We start from the raw sequence: 15911 nt of genomic DNA, 5'->3' as shown, positions 1-15911 counted from the left end.
ACAAGAGGGGGATGGAGCTTCTGACATAGAGGCGCTTTTTGCCTCGGCGGAAGACGCGAAGCCACCGACTGTTCTAGACGCCGGAGCTAGATATATTAAAAGCAGAGGCGGCTTGCTCAGAACAAGAGGGAGATGGAGCTTCTGACATAGAGGCGCTTTTTGCCTCGGCGGAAGACGCGAAGCCACCGACTGTTCTAGACGCCGATATTTTATGTATACAACTATGAAAGCCCAGCTACTTATCGCATCTGGGCTTTCATACTATTCCTCATAAAATGATTCGACTTCTTTTTTCTTCGGTTTCGCTAATTTAACAACAAAAAAATATAAGGAAATAAGAGTTACAATAAATACAATTAAAGTTGACTACGTTCATACTGAAAATAATAATTTTATCCCAAATCCAACAAGTATAATACCGCCAAGTACTTCTCCATATGTTCCCAGAATACTATGTGCCTTACGGCCAATTAACAATCCGAACCAAGTAAGCATCATACTCACAACACCAAATATGAGAATTGTGACAAACGTACGCGCTCCGTAAATACCGAGACTTAAGCCAACAGAAAAACTATCCATACTCACACTAAAAGCAAACAATAGTAAACTCGCCCCGGCCGGAGCATTCCTATACTCATCACCGCGGGACATTGACGTATACACAATGTGAAATCCTAATCCCATTAATAAAACACTACCTATAATAGTAGCAATAGAGCCAAATTGCTCTGATAAAAAACGCCCAAGCATCATACCTATAAAAGGCATAATTATATGAAATGTACCAATTGTAATGCCGATATAAAAGATTTGACGCACTTTAAGCGTAATCATCCCCATACCGAGACTAACAGAAAACGCATCAAGTCCTAGCGCAAATGCCATAATAAATAGCGGCAACAATTCGCTTATAATATGTTCAATTGTCATAATGTCCCCCCTCGGACTTGCTACTTCAAAATATGCACGTCCGAGGAAAGTTAGAATTTATTTTTCGAATATGATTCGGTGACCTGCAGCTTTTGTTAAGCGATTCATGATGGCACTACCAATCCCCTCACTTGGGAACGACTCGCTAAAAATAATATCAACACCGCTTGCGTCAAATGTACGCAATACATCATAAAGCTTCGTCGCAACGGTTGCTAAATCACTGCGCTTTCCACAAGATAAAACAACGTCTGCTTGATAGACGTGCTCATATTCCTCTGTTGTTAATACACCTACTTTATAGCCTTCTTGCCTTTTATTATCCACAAGTTGTTGGATAAATGTACGTGAACCTTCTACAATACTAAGCGGAGCTTTCGGTGCATAATGCGTATATTTCATCCCTGGTGATTTTGGTTTTTCCGTTTCATCCTTTAATGCCGGATCCAATAAAACAGGACCAATTACTTTTTCTAATTGCTCCTTCGTAATACCACCCGGACGTAAAATCGTTGGTATTTCACTCGTACAATCTAGTACGGTTGATTCCACACCAACACCAGTTGCCCCGCCATCCACAATACCAGCAATTTTCCCATCTAAATCTTCATATACATGGGAAGCGAGCGTCGGGCTAGGGCGCCCAGAACGATTCGCACTTGGAGCCGCTACCGGTACACTCGCTGCTTCAATAAGCGCTAATGCTACCGGATGATCTGGCATACGAACTGCCACCGTCTCCAATCCAGCCGTTACTTTTTCAGAGATCCCTTCCTTTTTCGGAAAAACAAGCGTTAATGGTCCCGGCCAGAAATGCTTCATTAATTCATTCGCAACTGGCGGAATATGAGCTACAATACCATCTAATTGTTCTTCCGTACCAATATGTACAATAAGCGGATTATCGCTTGGTCTTCCTTTTGCTTCAAAAATTTTTGCAACAGCTTCGTCGCTTAATGCATTCGCACCAAGGCCATATACTGTTTCAGTCGGAAACGCTACCGCTTCATTTTCTCGTAATAAATGCGCTGCTTCTTGTAATTGTGGATAATATTTTTTTATTTCCACAACATTATCCACAGTCCACATTTTTGTGTTCATTTTTTTCCACGTCCTTTTCTACCATGAAATACTTGTTATTTGTAGTTTACTATGAGATTTATCCAAAAGACAAATAAGATTTATCCACAAAATGTGGATAAATCCTTTTAATCAGTGGATAACTTTGTGAATAGCTGACAATTTAGTATAATTACATTCGGTTGTTTTATATTTTTACAAAAATGTTCTAATTCCCGAATTCCTTCTGCTACAACATCCTTTTCAACCATTTCAAATCGAAAAAATTGAAATATTGTCACAGATTGTGGACTATTTGTGAGTAAATATAATTGTTCAATATTTTTCTCTTTAATATACTGTAAAAACGTTTCGAAAAAGTGCAAAAACATAGCTTTATCCACAGCAGGTGTGAATAAACAAGAACGAAGAAGCGCATCATTTCCAGCTTGCTCATATCCAACAGCTGCTTGAATTTGTTCCTCTTCTTCTAATATCATAAAATTCCCATGCAATTGATCTAAGCGTTCTTCTTTCATTCGAGCTTGTCCAAAAAAGGTTTGCAATCTTTCCACATCTGTTTTTGTAGCAAAACGAATTTGCTTCATACACAATCCCTCCTCATACTTGTATATATGAGGAGGGACTCTTTTTTAGAACTTACTTTGAAAATAAAGATGTAAATGCTTCTACAATAAACAATTTTACTTCTGGCTTTTCTTCCGTTTCTTCTACTACCTTCACTTGTTCTTCCTGTTTACTAATACGTGGTTCTTCTTGCTTGCTTTCTTCTTGTAATTCTTTTTCGATACGATTTTCTTGCACAGCCTTTGCTTTCAATTTTCGCTTAGGTGCGATGTGCGTCTCTTTCTTATCCTTAAGAGATTGTTTTACTTCTTCTTTTACAATTTCCTTTTGCACATAATTTTCTTCTACATCGTCCTCATCAATTGTTTCGGCCTTTACAACATGCTCTTCTCGCTTAACAGCTGTACCACTAGAGAAGTCTAAGAAACACATAGGTGGAAATAACACGCACCACCAATTTGCCCCTTCACCTTTTCCAATTGTCACAAGTACTGCTTCATACTCTCCAGCCGGATAAATAAAATTCCCATATACTTTCGTTGGAAATTTGATATTTTTATTAAACTGAACAGTAAAAGTTTCCTTACTGCCTTCTCGTTTCAATGCTTTTGCAACTGTTTGTTCAAGTTCTGGGATACGGCTTTGAATGACGCGACGTGCGTCTTCAAACGATTTTAACTCTGCCACCCAACCATCGATTTGCGCTTTCACTTCATCACGCACTTTACGTTTTAACTCTTGATCTTCCTTCGAATCACTATTAGCCAAAATACGTAATCGAATCGCCTCTTTCGGAATTACGACAGGTCCTTTTGCATCAACTTTCATATATCCAAAGTGCGCAATCATCTGTGCACCAATTAATAATAAAAGCAGATAAGCAATCGCTTGTTTTTTCATCTTATCTCCACCGCCCCTTCAGTAAAACAGTGTAGACAAGTTTTTTTCTTTCTAAACTAGTAAATTTAGAATCTATTCATTTTTTAGACTGACGATTGCATGTCCACTAATATATCGGCGGTTCGACATGCTAAATGCACAAAAGAGAGCTGACAAAAATCCGTTCCCAGGTCAGCTCCCTGTTAAAATCACATTTCCGCAAAGACCATGCGATCTTTCCCGTTAATATCAAATACAACCTCTACATGCGCATGAGGGAATGTTTCTTGCAGCAAGACACGCACATCTTCACCTTGTCCTACACCCACTTCAAACGCAACAATCGCTTCCTCTTGCAGCACCTTTGGCAATTCCTCCATAAAGCGTCTATAGAAATCAAGCCCATCTTCACCGCCAACAAGTGCACGCTTTGGCTCATGCTCTTTCACTACAGAAGAAAGACCTCTCCAATCCTCTTCTGGAATATAAGGCGGATTCGACACAACAACATCTAGCTTTTGCTTTGTTTCCAGAAATGGCGACAATAAATCACCGTAATAGAACGTTACATTCGCCTCAAGTTCTGCCGCATTTTTCTGCGCCACTTCAATTGATTCTGGAGCAATATCAACTGTGTATACATGTAAATGCGGATTTTCTAAAGCCAGAGTAATTGAAATTGCTCCGCTCCCAGTACCAATGTCTGCCACGTGAACATCTTTATCTCCAAATTTACGACGAATACGTGTTAACACCCCTAGCACCAGTTCCTCTGTTTCTGGCCTTGGAATGAGCACTTCTTCATTTACGAAAAATGGGCGCCCATAAAACATTTCATAGCCAATTAAATACTGAACAGGAATACCCTCTACATGCTTATGAATAAAGTTTGTAAAAGTTTGCTCTTGTTCTTCCGTTAATTCTTCACGCATGTTCATCATTAAACCTGTTCGATTTGTATGCAGTACATGACAAAGGACGATTTCTCCCGCGTTTTCATCACGTCCATATTCACGTAAAAAAGAAGAAGCCCATTTCAGGGCTTCATATAGGCGCATTACTCAGCTGCCTCCATCTTTTGCGCCTGATCTTCCATCACTAAGGCATTGATGAAATCATCTAACTTACCTTGTAAGATTTGATCCAGCTTCTGAATCGTTAAACCGATTCGATGGTCTGTAACACGATTTTGCGGGAAGTTGTACGTACGAATACGCTCAGAACGGTCTCCCGTACCAACAGCTTGTTTACGGTTTTGATCGTACTCAGCTTGCGCTTCTTGTCTAAACTTATCATAAACACGTGCACGTAATACTTTCATTGCTTTTTCTTTATTCTTAATTTGTGACTTTTCATCCTGACAAGAAACAACTACGCCAGTCGGTAAATGCGTTAAACGTACCGCTGACATCGTTGTATTAACACTTTGTCCACCAGGACCACTGGAAGCAAACGTATCCACACGAACATCTTTTTCATGAATATCGATTTCTACTTCTTCTGCTTCTGGTAATACAGCTACAGTTGCTGTAGAAGTATGGATACGTCCTCCAGATTCTGTTTCCGGAACACGCTGTACACGGTGTGCACCATTTTCAAATTTCAACTTTGCAAAAGCACCTTTACCGTTGATCATAAAAATAATCTCTTTATATCCACCTAGTTCTGTATAGCTCGCTTCGATAATTTCAGTTTTCCAACCTTGCACCTCAGCATAACGGCTATACATACGGTATAAATCACCAGCAAATAATGCCGCTTCATCACCACCAGCAGCACCACGAACCTCTACGATAACGTTCTTATCATCATTCGGGTCCTTTGGAACAAGTAAAATTTTCAGACGCTCTGATAATTCCTTCTCTTGCCCCTCTAGCTCAGACACTTCTTCTTTTACCATTTCACGCATGTCAGCATCTAACTTCTCTTCTAACATCGCTTTTGCATCTCTTAATTGTTCACGAGTATCTTTATACTCACGGTACACCTCTACCGTCTCTTGTATATCAGATTGTTCTTTTGAATACTCACGAAGTTTGTTCGAATCACTTATAATCTCTGGATCACTTAAAAGCTCGTTTAACTTTTCATAACGGTCCTCTACAGCTTGCAAACGATCTAACACAACATTCACCTCAACATCCTAGTCTCTAATCTAATACAAATAGTATATGGTACATAACAAAAAAAACGCAAATTATATTTAAAAGTGGAGGCGGAATTAGATATCTCCTAAAAACAGAGCCACATCTAATCTGCCCGCACTTTCTAAAAAAACCCGCCTTATGTAGCGAGTTTTTATCTCTGTTTAGTTGGTACAGCATGGCAATGACGACAACGTGGCTCATATGACTCAGATGCGCCAACTAAAATAATGGGATCATCAAAAGAAGCTGGTTCCCCATCGATTAAACGTTGCGTACGACTTGCAGGAGATCCGCATTCAGCACATACTGCTTGCAGCTTTGTTACATGCTCCGCAATTGCCATAAGCTGAGGAACTTGTCCAAATGGTAGACCGCGGAAATCTTGGTCTAAACCGGCAACAATTACACGATAGCCACGGTTTGCCAATTCTTGCACCACTTCCACAATGTCCCCATCAAAAAATTGTACTTCATCAATTGCTATAACATCAATATCTTCTGTTACGTGTTCAAACATCTCTTTTGAAGCAGCAACAGGAACCGCTCTTACTTTCAATCCATTATGCGACACAACATCTTCTTCACTATAACGATTATCAATACACGGTTTAAATACAATCGCGTTCTGCTTTGCAAATTGCGTACGGCGCACACGGCGGATGAGCTCTTCTGATTTCCCTGAGAACATGCTTCCACAAATCACTTCAAGCCAACCGTGTTGATTTATTACGTACATAAAAGCTCCTCCTTTCACCTATATGAGCCCATTTTGATTTTTCGACATATAGATTGCTGCTATGCAGGAAAAAAGGAGCCTGCTACTTTCTTTCTCCTTTTGTTTGAACTTCGCATATGGCAGTAAAAGTCTCTGACCGCTTCTACGCATGGTCAGATGCTCTCGCCCACCTAAAAAAGATGGTTTTATGTCGTTTTTTACTTTGGATTTATATACTTATTCCTACTCTAAGTAGGTAAAGCTTTATATTTTTGCAAAAAAAACAGACAAGCGGATATATACACTTGCCTGCTTTATGTTTGTTATTACTTAAGGCCGTATTTCTTATTGAAGCGGTCAACACGTCCGTCTGCAGTAGCAAACTTCTGACGTCCTGTGTAGAATGGGTGAGAATCAGAACTGATCTCAACTTTTAGTAATGGATAAGTGTTACCATCTTCCCACTCGATAGTTTCGTTAGAACCTTTTGTAGATCCGCTTAAGAATTTGAAGCCTGTGTTTGTATCCATAAATACAACTTTCTTGTAATCTGGATGGATTCCTGCTTTCATTCTTTTCATCTCCTTCCGCCCTGAATCATTTTCGAAACAGAGTTTTTTCATCGTTAGCTGCAATCACAACTATAGTGATGAAACGCACATGATGAAATTATAACAAGGCTATCTGCATTTTGCAACTACCTGTTTTTAGCATTACTTCATTGTGACATATCTCTTTGAATCTGCAGGGATATTTTGCAAGAATTCTTCATTTGTCTTTGTCTGACGCAACTTACGCAAGAAGCTTTCTATGAAGTCTGGCGTATCTCTCATTGTTTTACGAATACCCCATAACTTATCTAAATGTTCTTTTGGAATCAATAAATCTTCTTTACGTGTACCAGAACGACGAATATCAATAGCTGGGAAAATACGACGTTCTGCTAAAGAACGATCTAAGTGAAGCTCCATATTTCCCGTTCCTTTAAACTCTTCATAAATGACATCATCCATACGAGACCCTGTATCGACAAGAGCCGTTGCTAAAATTGTCAAACTACCGCCCTCTTCAATATTACGAGCCGCTCCGAAAAAACGCTTTGGTCTGTGGAATGCCGCTGGATCAATACCACCAGATAACGTACGTCCGCTTGGCGGAATCACAAGGTTGTAAGCACGTGCTAAACGGGTAATACTATCCATTAAAATGATAACGTCTTTTTTATGTTCAACAAGACGCATCGCACGCTCTAGTACAAGTTCAGCTACTTTAATATGATTTTCTGGTACTTCATCAAAAGTAGAACTTACAACATCGCCTTTTACAGAACGTTCAATATCCGTTACTTCCTCTGGACGTTCGTCAATTAAAAGTACAATCAGTTCTGCTTCTGGATGATTTGTTGTAACGCTGTGTGCAATTTCTTTTAACAGTATCGTTTTACCAGCCTTTGGCGGTGCAACGATAAGACCACGTTGTCCAAATCCAACTGGTGCAATTAAATCCATGATACGTGTTGATAATTTCTTCGTTTCCGTTTCCAATTTCATTTGACGATTTGGATATAACGGTGTTAACGCTGGAAAATGCACACGTTCTTTTGCTGATTCTGGATCATCTCCATTAACCGCCTCAACTTGCAACAACCCGAAATATCGTTCATTCTCTTTTGGAGGTCGTACCTTACCAGAAACCTTATCTCCATTACGCAAATCAAAACGACGAATTTGCGAAGCTGAAATATAAATATCTTCAGAACTCGGAGAGTAGTTGATTGGACGTAGGAATCCAAATCCTTCTGATTGAATAATTTCCAGTACACCTTCCATGAAAAAGAAACCTTCTTTTTCTGCTCGCGCTTTTAAAATTGCAAAAATTAATTCTTTCTTCGTTAATTTGCTGTAATAAGAAATCTTAAATTCTTTTGCAAGTTCATATAATTCTTTTAACTTCATGTTCTCTAATGCTGAAATTGTTAAATTCATTCGGACACCACACTTTAATATTATTCTCTTTTTTCATTGGGTAAGGGAAATTACGGAAGGCTAATACATATTAATGAAAGGCAATAAATACAAGTAGAGTAATATTCCCTATTGTAACCCTTTTACCTCATTTTAATCAATACATTGCGAGACAAATACAAGAAGCGAAGACAATAAAATTTGTCTTCGCCCTATCCATCACTTTTACACGTCTTATTTTATCTATGCAAACAGCTAAATCCTTATTAGCTATAATTTCCAGTAGCGGGAATGAAGAAAAATTCCCACTCATGGAAGTTTTACTTCATAACTAAATTTGGTTTTTTATTTAAACTGTGACGCCCATCAACAAAGCGAACTGTTCCCGATTTCGCGCGCATAACAAGAGAGTGTGTTGTACCAGTACTTCCTTTAAATTGAACACCGCGCAATAATTCACCGTCCGTAACACCTGTTGCTGCAAAGATTGCATCGTCACCTTTTACTAAGTCTTCCATACGAAGAATACGATTAATATCATCGATACCCATTTTTTTACAACGTTCTAATTCTGCTTCGCTTTGTGGAAGAAGCTTCCCTTGAATTTCTCCACCTAAACATTTTAATGCTACAGCAGCTAGAACCCCCTCCGGCGCACCGCCAGATCCGAATAAAATATCAACACCTGTGCGATCAAACGCTGTGTTAATAGCACCAGCTACATCACCATCGTTAATTAATTTAATACGCGCTCCCGCTTTACGGATTTCCTCAATGATTGCTTGATGACGCGGTCTATTTAAAATAGTTGCTACAACATCTTCAATATCTTTATTTTTTGCTCTCGCAACAGCACGTAAGTTATCAATAACCGGTGCATTAATATCAACAGCGCCAACTGCTTCTGGGCCAACCGCAATTTTATCCATATACATGTCAGGTGCATGTAGCAAGTTTCCATGGTCTGCTACGGCAATGACTGCTAATGCATTCCATCCTCCTGCTGCAACGATATTTGTTCCTTCTAATGGATCAACCGCTACGTCAACGCGCGGACCATATCCAGTCCCTAATTTTTCACCGATATACAGCATTGGTGCTTCATCCATTTCCCCTTCACCAATTACTACAGTTCCTTTCATCGGTACTGTGTCAAACACATCGCGCATCGCTGAAGTTGCTGCTCCATCTGCTTCATCCTTCTTACCGAGTCCCATCCAGCGCGCTGATGATAACGCTGCAGCCTCCGTTACACGTACTAATTCCATGGATAAACTTCTTTCCAATCTAATCCCTCTCCTTTAAACCTTAATATTTCTCCCACAATTCATATTCAATCCCATTTACCTTATGCCCTTTGGCAACCGCAAAGCTCTTTAGGCATTTTTTATCTGTTCAATCTCTTGTTCTGTCATTTTTTCACGCCAAATTTTGGCTCCAAGACCTCGAAGCTTGTCCTCTAAATTTTCATAGCCGCGATCAATATGCTCGAGCCCCGTAACCTCAGTAATTCCTTCTGCCATTAAACCTGCAATGACAAGAGCAGCTCCGGCACGTAAGTCACTCGCTTTCACTTTAGCTCCTTGCAGCGAAACAGGGCCTGTCACAATAGCAGAACGGCCTTCTACTTTAATTTGCGCATTCATTCTTCTTAACTCATCTATATGTTTAAATCGCGCTCCGTAAATGGTATCTGTTACAACTGCCGTTCCACTAGCCTTCGTTAATAACGTGGTAAACGGTTGCTGTAAGTCAGTTGGAAACCCTGGATATACGAGCGTTTTTACATCTACCATTTTTAATTGGCGATCCCCGTCTACCAAAATTTGATCATCGTGCGTTTCTACTCTTACACCCATTTCTCGAAGCTTAGCCGTTATAGATTCTAAATGCTGCGGAATCACATTATCAACTACAACTTCACCGCCAGAAGCCGCACCCAAAATCATATATGTTCCAGCTTCAATACGATCTGGAATAATAGAATGATAACAACCGTGAAGCGATTCAACACCATCAATACGAATCACGTCTGTTCCTGCCCCTTTAATACGAGCTCCCATACTTGTAAGCAGTGTGGCTACATCAATAATTTCTGGTTCTTTCGCTGCATTTTCAATGATTGTTCTACCTTTTGCACGCACGGCAGCAAGCATAATGTTAATTGTCGCACCTACACTGACAACATCTAAATAAATACGCGCACCCCGCAGTTCATCTGCACGTAAATATATTGCACCTTGCTCATTCGTGACATGTGCTCCAAGCGCTTCAAACCCCTTAATATGTTGGTCAATTGGCCTAGGCCCTAAATGGCATCCACCAGGAAGCCCAATTACCGCTTGTTTGAAACGACCGAGCATTGCTCCCATTAAATAATAAGAAGCACGCAACTTTTTTACCTTTCCATTCGGAAGAGGCATTGCTACCATCTTAGAAGGATCAATTGTCATTTCCTCATCTTGATGATACGTGACAGATCCACCAATTTCCTCTAACAAATCACCGAGGATTTTCACATCAGAAATATTAGGTACACCACCAATTGTAACTGGTGTTTCTGCTAAAATGGTCGCAGGAATAAGCGCAACAGCACTATTTTTCGCACCGCTCACACGAATCGAACCATGTAAGGGCACACCGCCTTCAATCAGCAACTTATCCATCTTAAGCCCCCTTCATGTGAATTCATTTCCCGATCTACTCCCTACTTAAACCGGTAAATTTACTAATTCGGATACATTCTTACACTTACGAGTATGTCCATGCTATTTGTTCCCTTTATTTTTACACAATTACAAAAATATTTCTCTTTAAATGCCCTAACAAGTAGAAATTTGTCTATTCCATAAAATGTTCGCGCTTTCATTATACAACGAAACGAAACCGTCTAAAAGGCTAGACGGTTTCTAAAGTCATTCTTAGAATTATGCTTGACCGTTAGAACCAAACTCACGGATTTTACCGATTACAGTCGCTTTAATTGCTTCACGACCAGGTCCGATAAATTTACGAGGATCGTAAACTTCTTGGTCTTTATTTAATACTTCACGAACCGCTTTTGTAAACTCGATTTGGTTTTCAGTGTTTACGTTGATTTTAGAAGTACCTAAAGAGATAGATTTTTTAATGTCAGCTGTTGGGATACCAGTACCACCGTGAAGTACTAAAGGTACACCAGTTAAGTCACGAACTTCTTCCATTTCTTTGAATCCTAAGTTAGGCTCACCTTTGTAAGGGCCATGTACAGAACCTAATGCTGGAGCTAGGCAGTCGATACCTGTTGCAGCTACTAGTTCTTTACATTCTTCTGGGTTAGCGTAGATAACACCTTCAGCTACTACGTCATCTTCTTGTCCACCAACTGTACCAAGCTCAGCTTCTACAGATACGTTACGAGCATGTGCATATTCTACTACTTTTTTAGTAGTTTCGATATTTTCTTCAAATGGGTGGTGAGAAGCATCAATCATTACAGATGTGAAACCTGCATCAATTGCTTCTTTACATTTTTCGAAGCTTGAACCATGGTCAAGATGAATCGCAACAGGAACAGTGATGTTCATTTCTTCGATTAAAGCTTTAACCATAGCTACAACTGTTTTGAAACCAGTCATATGACGAGCTGCACCTTCAGATACACCTAAAATTACAGGAGATTTTTCTTCTTCCGCAGCAGCTAAGATAGCTTGTGTCCACTCTAAGTTGTTCATGTTGAATTGACCAACTGCGTATTTTCCTTCTAGCGCTTTGTTTAGCATTTCTTTCATAGAAACTAAAGGCATGGTAAATCCTCCTAAAAACGTTTTTTGTATCCGATAAGTTCTTATCGGTGGTAGTATCACCACAACGAGGAAAAATATGTATAATCACATACCGGACTTTCTTCTACACTCCATAGGATACCAACTTGTACTCAAAAACTCAACTGCATTCACCTGCTCATCAGCCCATGAAAACGCTTTTTCTATATTTTTTAATAAAAAATTCACGATTATGCTTGTACAGCAATTTCTTTTCGCACAGCACCACGAATTTCATCAATATCAAACGGCTTTGCAAAGTGCATTAACGCACCGAGTTCTTTCGCTTCTTGAATCATATCTAATTCACCATAAGCCGTCATTAAAATCACTTTAATGTCTTGATTAATTTCTTTTATATGTTTTAAAATTTCAATTCCGTCCATTCCTGGAATTTTCATATCTAAAATAACTAGATCTGGGCAATCTTTTTTCACGATATCAAGGGCTTGAAAACCATTTGCCGCTTGGAATGTTTCGTAACCTTCCTTTTGAAACACCTCATGTAATAAAACACGAATACCATATTGATCATCAACGATTAAAATTTTCCCTTCCATGCTCCCCAACCTTTCTATAATAAACCCATAATTTATATTTTTCGCATCTCTTTCGATTATTTTCGCTACTTTTTATCAAATTCCTTCCTATTCTTTCTTATTTTACCGCCTCTCATTCCCTAGTGCTAGCACCATTGTGAATAAATAAGCTATAATAAAAGCCGTCAAGCACGCTAGAAAGGAGCATCACCATGTTTAAAATTTTTTCTACTCAGCTAAGTGGCTATTTCACAAACATTGCTCAGAAAGAAGAGATGAATATAGAAGATAGCGCTCGTTTACTTGCACAAGCCTTAGCCTCAGATGGGCACATTTATTTGCATGGTACGAAAGAGATGGAAGGTGTAATTTACGAGGCTTTATATGGAACCGAGCCTATGCAAAATGCAAAACGTCTATTTGAAGACGGTAAACAAGCAGACGTAACTGCTACCGATCGCGTACTACTTATTAGCCGTTTTTCCACAGATGAAGAAATTATTTCACTAGCAAAACAATTGCAAGAAAACGGTTCTTTTATTGTTGGTATGTCAGCTAAACAAGAAGGCGAATTATCATTAGAACAATTCACCGATGCACATATTGATACAAAACTTGTAAAACCATTAATTCCAGATGATGACGGCTCTCGTTATGGTTTTCCAAGCTTAATGACAGCTTTATTTGCATATCACGGATTAAAATTTACAATCGATGACATTATGAATGAATATGAGTAACAGAAAAAGGCGCCCTATAGTAGGACGCCTTTTTCTTATTACTTACTTTCTTTATTAATAATAGAAGCTTGTACGAAGTCACGGAACAACGGTTGTGGACGGTTTGGACGAGATACAAGTTCTGGGTGGAACTGTGCTGCCACGAACCAAGGATGTTCTTTTAACTCGATAATTTCTACTAAACGGCCATCTGGGCTTGTACCAGAGAACAGGAATCCTGCGTTTTCCATATCTTGGCGGAATTGGTTGTTGAACTCATAACGATGACGATGACGCTCGTATACAACCGGTTCGTTATATGCATTGTAAGCATTTGTTTCTGGTGTAAGCTTACATGGGTATAAACCAAGACGAAGTGTACCGCCTAAATCTTCAACATCTTTTTGTTCTGGTAATAAATCGATAATTGCATAAGGCGTGTCAGGATTAATTTCAGAAGAGTTCGCACCTTCCAATCCTAATACGTTACGTGCAAATTCGATTGATGCAAGTTGCATTCCTAAGCAAATTCCTAAGAATGGAACTTTGTTTTCACGAGCATATTGAATTGCAGCGATTTTACCTTCTACACCGCGGTCCCCGAAACCACCTGGTACAAGGATACCATCTGTATCGCCAACTAATTCTTTCACGTTTTCTACTGTCACATGCTCAGCATTTACCCATTTTACTTCTACATCAGTATCAAATTTATAACCTGCATGACGAAGTGCTTCTACAACAGAAATGTATGCATCTTGAAGCTCTACATATTTACCAACAAGAGCGATTTTTGTTTTCTTAGACAGGTTGCGTACTTTCTCAACTAATGCATTCCATTCTGTCATATCTGCAGCTGGATTGTTTAATTTCAAATGATCGCAAACGATTTGGTCCATGTTTTGCTCTTGAAGAGATAATGGAACTGCATATAATGTATCTGCATCACGTGCTTCAATTACTGCTTTTGTATCAATGTCGCAGAATAATGCAAGCTTATCTTTCATATCTTGAGAAACAGGAAGCTCTGTACGAACAACGATAATATTTGGTTGAATACCTAAGCTGCGAAGTTCTTTAACGCTATGCTGTGTTGGTTTTGTTTTCATTTCGCCAGCTGCTTTTAAATAAGGGATTAACGTACAATGAATGTACATTACATTGTCACGACCAATATCGCTCTTAATTTGACGAATTGCTTCTAGGAACGGTAAAGACTCGATATCACCAACAGTTCCTCCGATTTCTGTAATAACAACGTCCGCATTAGTTTCGCGGCCCGAACGATATACGCGTTCTTTAATTTCGTTTGTAATGTGAGGAATAACTTGAACAGTTCCTCCTAAATATTCACCACGGCGCTCTTTTTGAAGCACAGAAGAGTAAATTTTACCTGTTGTTACGTTGCTATATTTATTTAGGTTGATGTCGATGAAACGCTCATAGTGACCAAGGTCTAAATCTGTTTCTGCACCATCATCTGTTACGAATACCTCACCGTGTTGGTATGGACTCATTGTTCCTGGGTCTACGTTAATGTATGGATCAAACTTTTGAATTGTTACGTTTAAACCACGATTTTTTAATAGTCTTCCAAGGGATGCTGCTGTGATCCCCTTTCCTAGAGATGATACTACACCGCCTGTTACAAAAATATACTTAGTCATGAATGTACTCCCTTCTACTTTGCTGTTATATAATTACCGCTGCAAATCGCAACGTATGTAGATAACACTTACCTTACCTTATTGTTAGACTCTTTCATTTTTCTAAACAAAAAACAAAAAAGAAAATTGCTCCCTTTATCACAAAAAGTAATAAATAGGGAGCAATTTTCTTTTATATTTACACGTAAAAGTTATTATCGTCTTTTTTAAAGAGCCCAAAAATGATTCTACATGGACGATAATGAAAAGTCAAGAACTACAGCTCTTCCTCTTCTTCTTCTTCTGATTCGTCGTATTCTAACTCATCTTCATCAACGAAATCATCATCTTCCTCATCTAAGTCATCAAGATCATCATCATCTTCGTCAGCAAGAAGTTCATCAAGATCTTCTACTTCTTCCTCTTCTTCTTCGAAGTCGGCATCTTCTTCGAAGTCCTCATCTTCATTGACATAGGCATCTAACTCATCTTCGTCAGCTTTACGTTTCTTCTTAGGCTTCGGTTGAGGTAAAATTTCTTCATCAATTTGCTCGTATGGGTACCATCCACGTAATCCCCAACGATTTTCTCCAAGGTTGATAAAACGCCCATCGATATTTAAATCTGTATAAAATTGCGCGATTTTCGCAGCAACTTGTTCTTCGGATAGTTCCAGTAATTGAGCAATTTCTTGAACTAGATCATGAAACGGTGTTGCTTGTTTTTTTTCCTCTAACAAGCTATGTACAACTTCGATCATAGACAATTCTTTTTGCTCTTCTGGTGAAAATTGCTTTAAATTCACTTGTGCGGCACTTCCTTTCTTAAAATATATCCTAATTATATAAAGGCCTGTTCAAAAAAAATCCATACTATTCATTATAAACAAAACTGCACCAAATATGCCACAAAAAAATAG

16 protein-coding genes are annotated in these 15911 nt (G+C 39.0%); 1 reads left to right on the top strand and 15 read right to left on the bottom strand.

The window, feature by feature from the left end:
* Positions 1-372: 372 nt before the first annotated feature.
* From AB1280_RS18805 to AB1280_RS18745, 13 genes are all read right to left on the bottom strand, one after another.
* A complete protein-coding gene (locus AB1280_RS18805; RefSeq protein ID WP_429756641.1) occupies positions 373-933 on the bottom strand; it encodes a manganese efflux pump MntP family protein in 561 nt (186 codons plus the stop codon).
* Positions 934-990: 57 nt separating this feature from the next.
* Positions 991-2034 carry an L-threonylcarbamoyladenylate synthase gene (locus tag AB1280_RS18800; protein ID WP_429756639.1) on the bottom strand — a complete coding sequence of 348 codons (1044 nt, stop codon included), beginning with the start codon at positions 2032-2034 and terminating at the stop codon, positions 991-993.
* A gap of 107 nt (positions 2035-2141) precedes the next feature.
* Complete coding sequence (locus AB1280_RS18795) at positions 2142-2600, bottom strand: mechanosensitive ion channel protein (RefSeq protein ID WP_272189888.1); 459 nt, start codon at positions 2598-2600, stop codon at positions 2142-2144.
* A gap of 52 nt (positions 2601-2652) precedes the next feature.
* Positions 2653-3480 (bottom strand): stage II sporulation protein R, encoded by an 828-nt coding sequence (gene spoIIR / locus AB1280_RS18790; protein ID WP_429756638.1) that lies wholly within the window; start codon positions 3478-3480, stop codon positions 2653-2655.
* A 188-nt stretch (positions 3481-3668) separates the two neighbouring features.
* Positions 3669-4517 (bottom strand): peptide chain release factor N(5)-glutamine methyltransferase, encoded by an 849-nt coding sequence (prmC, locus tag AB1280_RS18785; protein WP_429756637.1) that lies wholly within the window; start codon positions 4515-4517, stop codon positions 3669-3671.
* A complete protein-coding gene (gene prfA / locus AB1280_RS18780; protein ID WP_272189929.1) occupies positions 4517-5584 on the bottom strand; it encodes a peptide chain release factor 1 in 1068 nt (355 codons plus the stop codon). Before prfA ends, prmC begins: the two co-directional genes overlap by 1 nt.
* A gap of 173 nt (positions 5585-5757) precedes the next feature.
* Complete coding sequence (locus tag AB1280_RS18775; RefSeq protein WP_272189891.1) at positions 5758-6342, bottom strand: thymidine kinase; 585 nt, start codon at positions 6340-6342, stop codon at positions 5758-5760.
* 305 nt (positions 6343-6647) lie between these two features.
* Entirely contained in the window at positions 6648-6893 is a 246-nt protein-coding gene (locus tag AB1280_RS18770; protein WP_034635411.1) for a type B 50S ribosomal protein L31, read from the bottom strand.
* Between the two features lie 141 nt (positions 6894-7034).
* Positions 7035-8306, bottom strand: a complete 1272-nt coding sequence (gene rho / locus AB1280_RS18765) for a transcription termination factor Rho (protein ID WP_020059786.1) — start codon at positions 8304-8306, stop codon at positions 7035-7037.
* 299 nt (positions 8307-8605) lie between these two features.
* Entirely contained in the window at positions 8606-9571 is a 966-nt protein-coding gene (gene glpX, locus AB1280_RS18760) for a class II fructose-bisphosphatase (RefSeq protein WP_272189892.1), read from the bottom strand.
* A gap of 90 nt (positions 9572-9661) precedes the next feature.
* Complete coding sequence (locus AB1280_RS18755) at positions 9662-10951, bottom strand: UDP-N-acetylglucosamine 1-carboxyvinyltransferase (RefSeq protein WP_272189893.1); 1290 nt, start codon at positions 10949-10951, stop codon at positions 9662-9664.
* Between the two features lie 261 nt (positions 10952-11212).
* Complete coding sequence (locus AB1280_RS18750) at positions 11213-12070, bottom strand: class II fructose-bisphosphate aldolase (protein ID WP_098310043.1); 858 nt, start codon at positions 12068-12070, stop codon at positions 11213-11215.
* Between the two features lie 209 nt (positions 12071-12279).
* Entirely contained in the window at positions 12280-12648 is a 369-nt protein-coding gene (locus tag AB1280_RS18745) for a response regulator (protein WP_272189894.1), read from the bottom strand.
* Positions 12649-12839: 191 nt separating this feature from the next.
* On the opposite strand from AB1280_RS18745, the gene AB1280_RS18740 reads away from it, so the two are divergent.
* Positions 12840-13367 (top strand): DUF2529 domain-containing protein, encoded by a 528-nt coding sequence (locus AB1280_RS18740; protein ID WP_429756636.1) that lies wholly within the window; start codon positions 12840-12842, stop codon positions 13365-13367.
* A 38-nt stretch (positions 13368-13405) separates the two neighbouring features.
* On the opposite strand, the gene pyrG is transcribed toward AB1280_RS18740, so the two are convergent.
* Positions 13406-15013 carry a CTP synthase gene (gene pyrG / locus AB1280_RS18735; protein WP_272189896.1) on the bottom strand — a complete coding sequence of 536 codons (1608 nt, stop codon included), beginning with the start codon at positions 15011-15013 and terminating at the stop codon, positions 13406-13408.
* 256 nt (positions 15014-15269) lie between these two features.
* A complete protein-coding gene (gene rpoE / locus AB1280_RS18730) occupies positions 15270-15797 on the bottom strand; it encodes a DNA-directed RNA polymerase subunit delta (RefSeq protein WP_429756635.1) in 528 nt (175 codons plus the stop codon).
* Positions 15798-15911: the final 114 nt, after the last annotated feature.

Origin of the sequence: Bacillus sp. S10(2024) (genome assembly GCF_050473865.1) — a bacterium.
Taxonomy (GTDB): domain Bacteria; phylum Bacillota; class Bacilli; order Bacillales; family Bacillaceae_G; genus Bacillus_A.
Note: the sequence above shows the minus strand (reverse complement) of the source record. Positions and strands in the feature narration are given on the sequence as shown.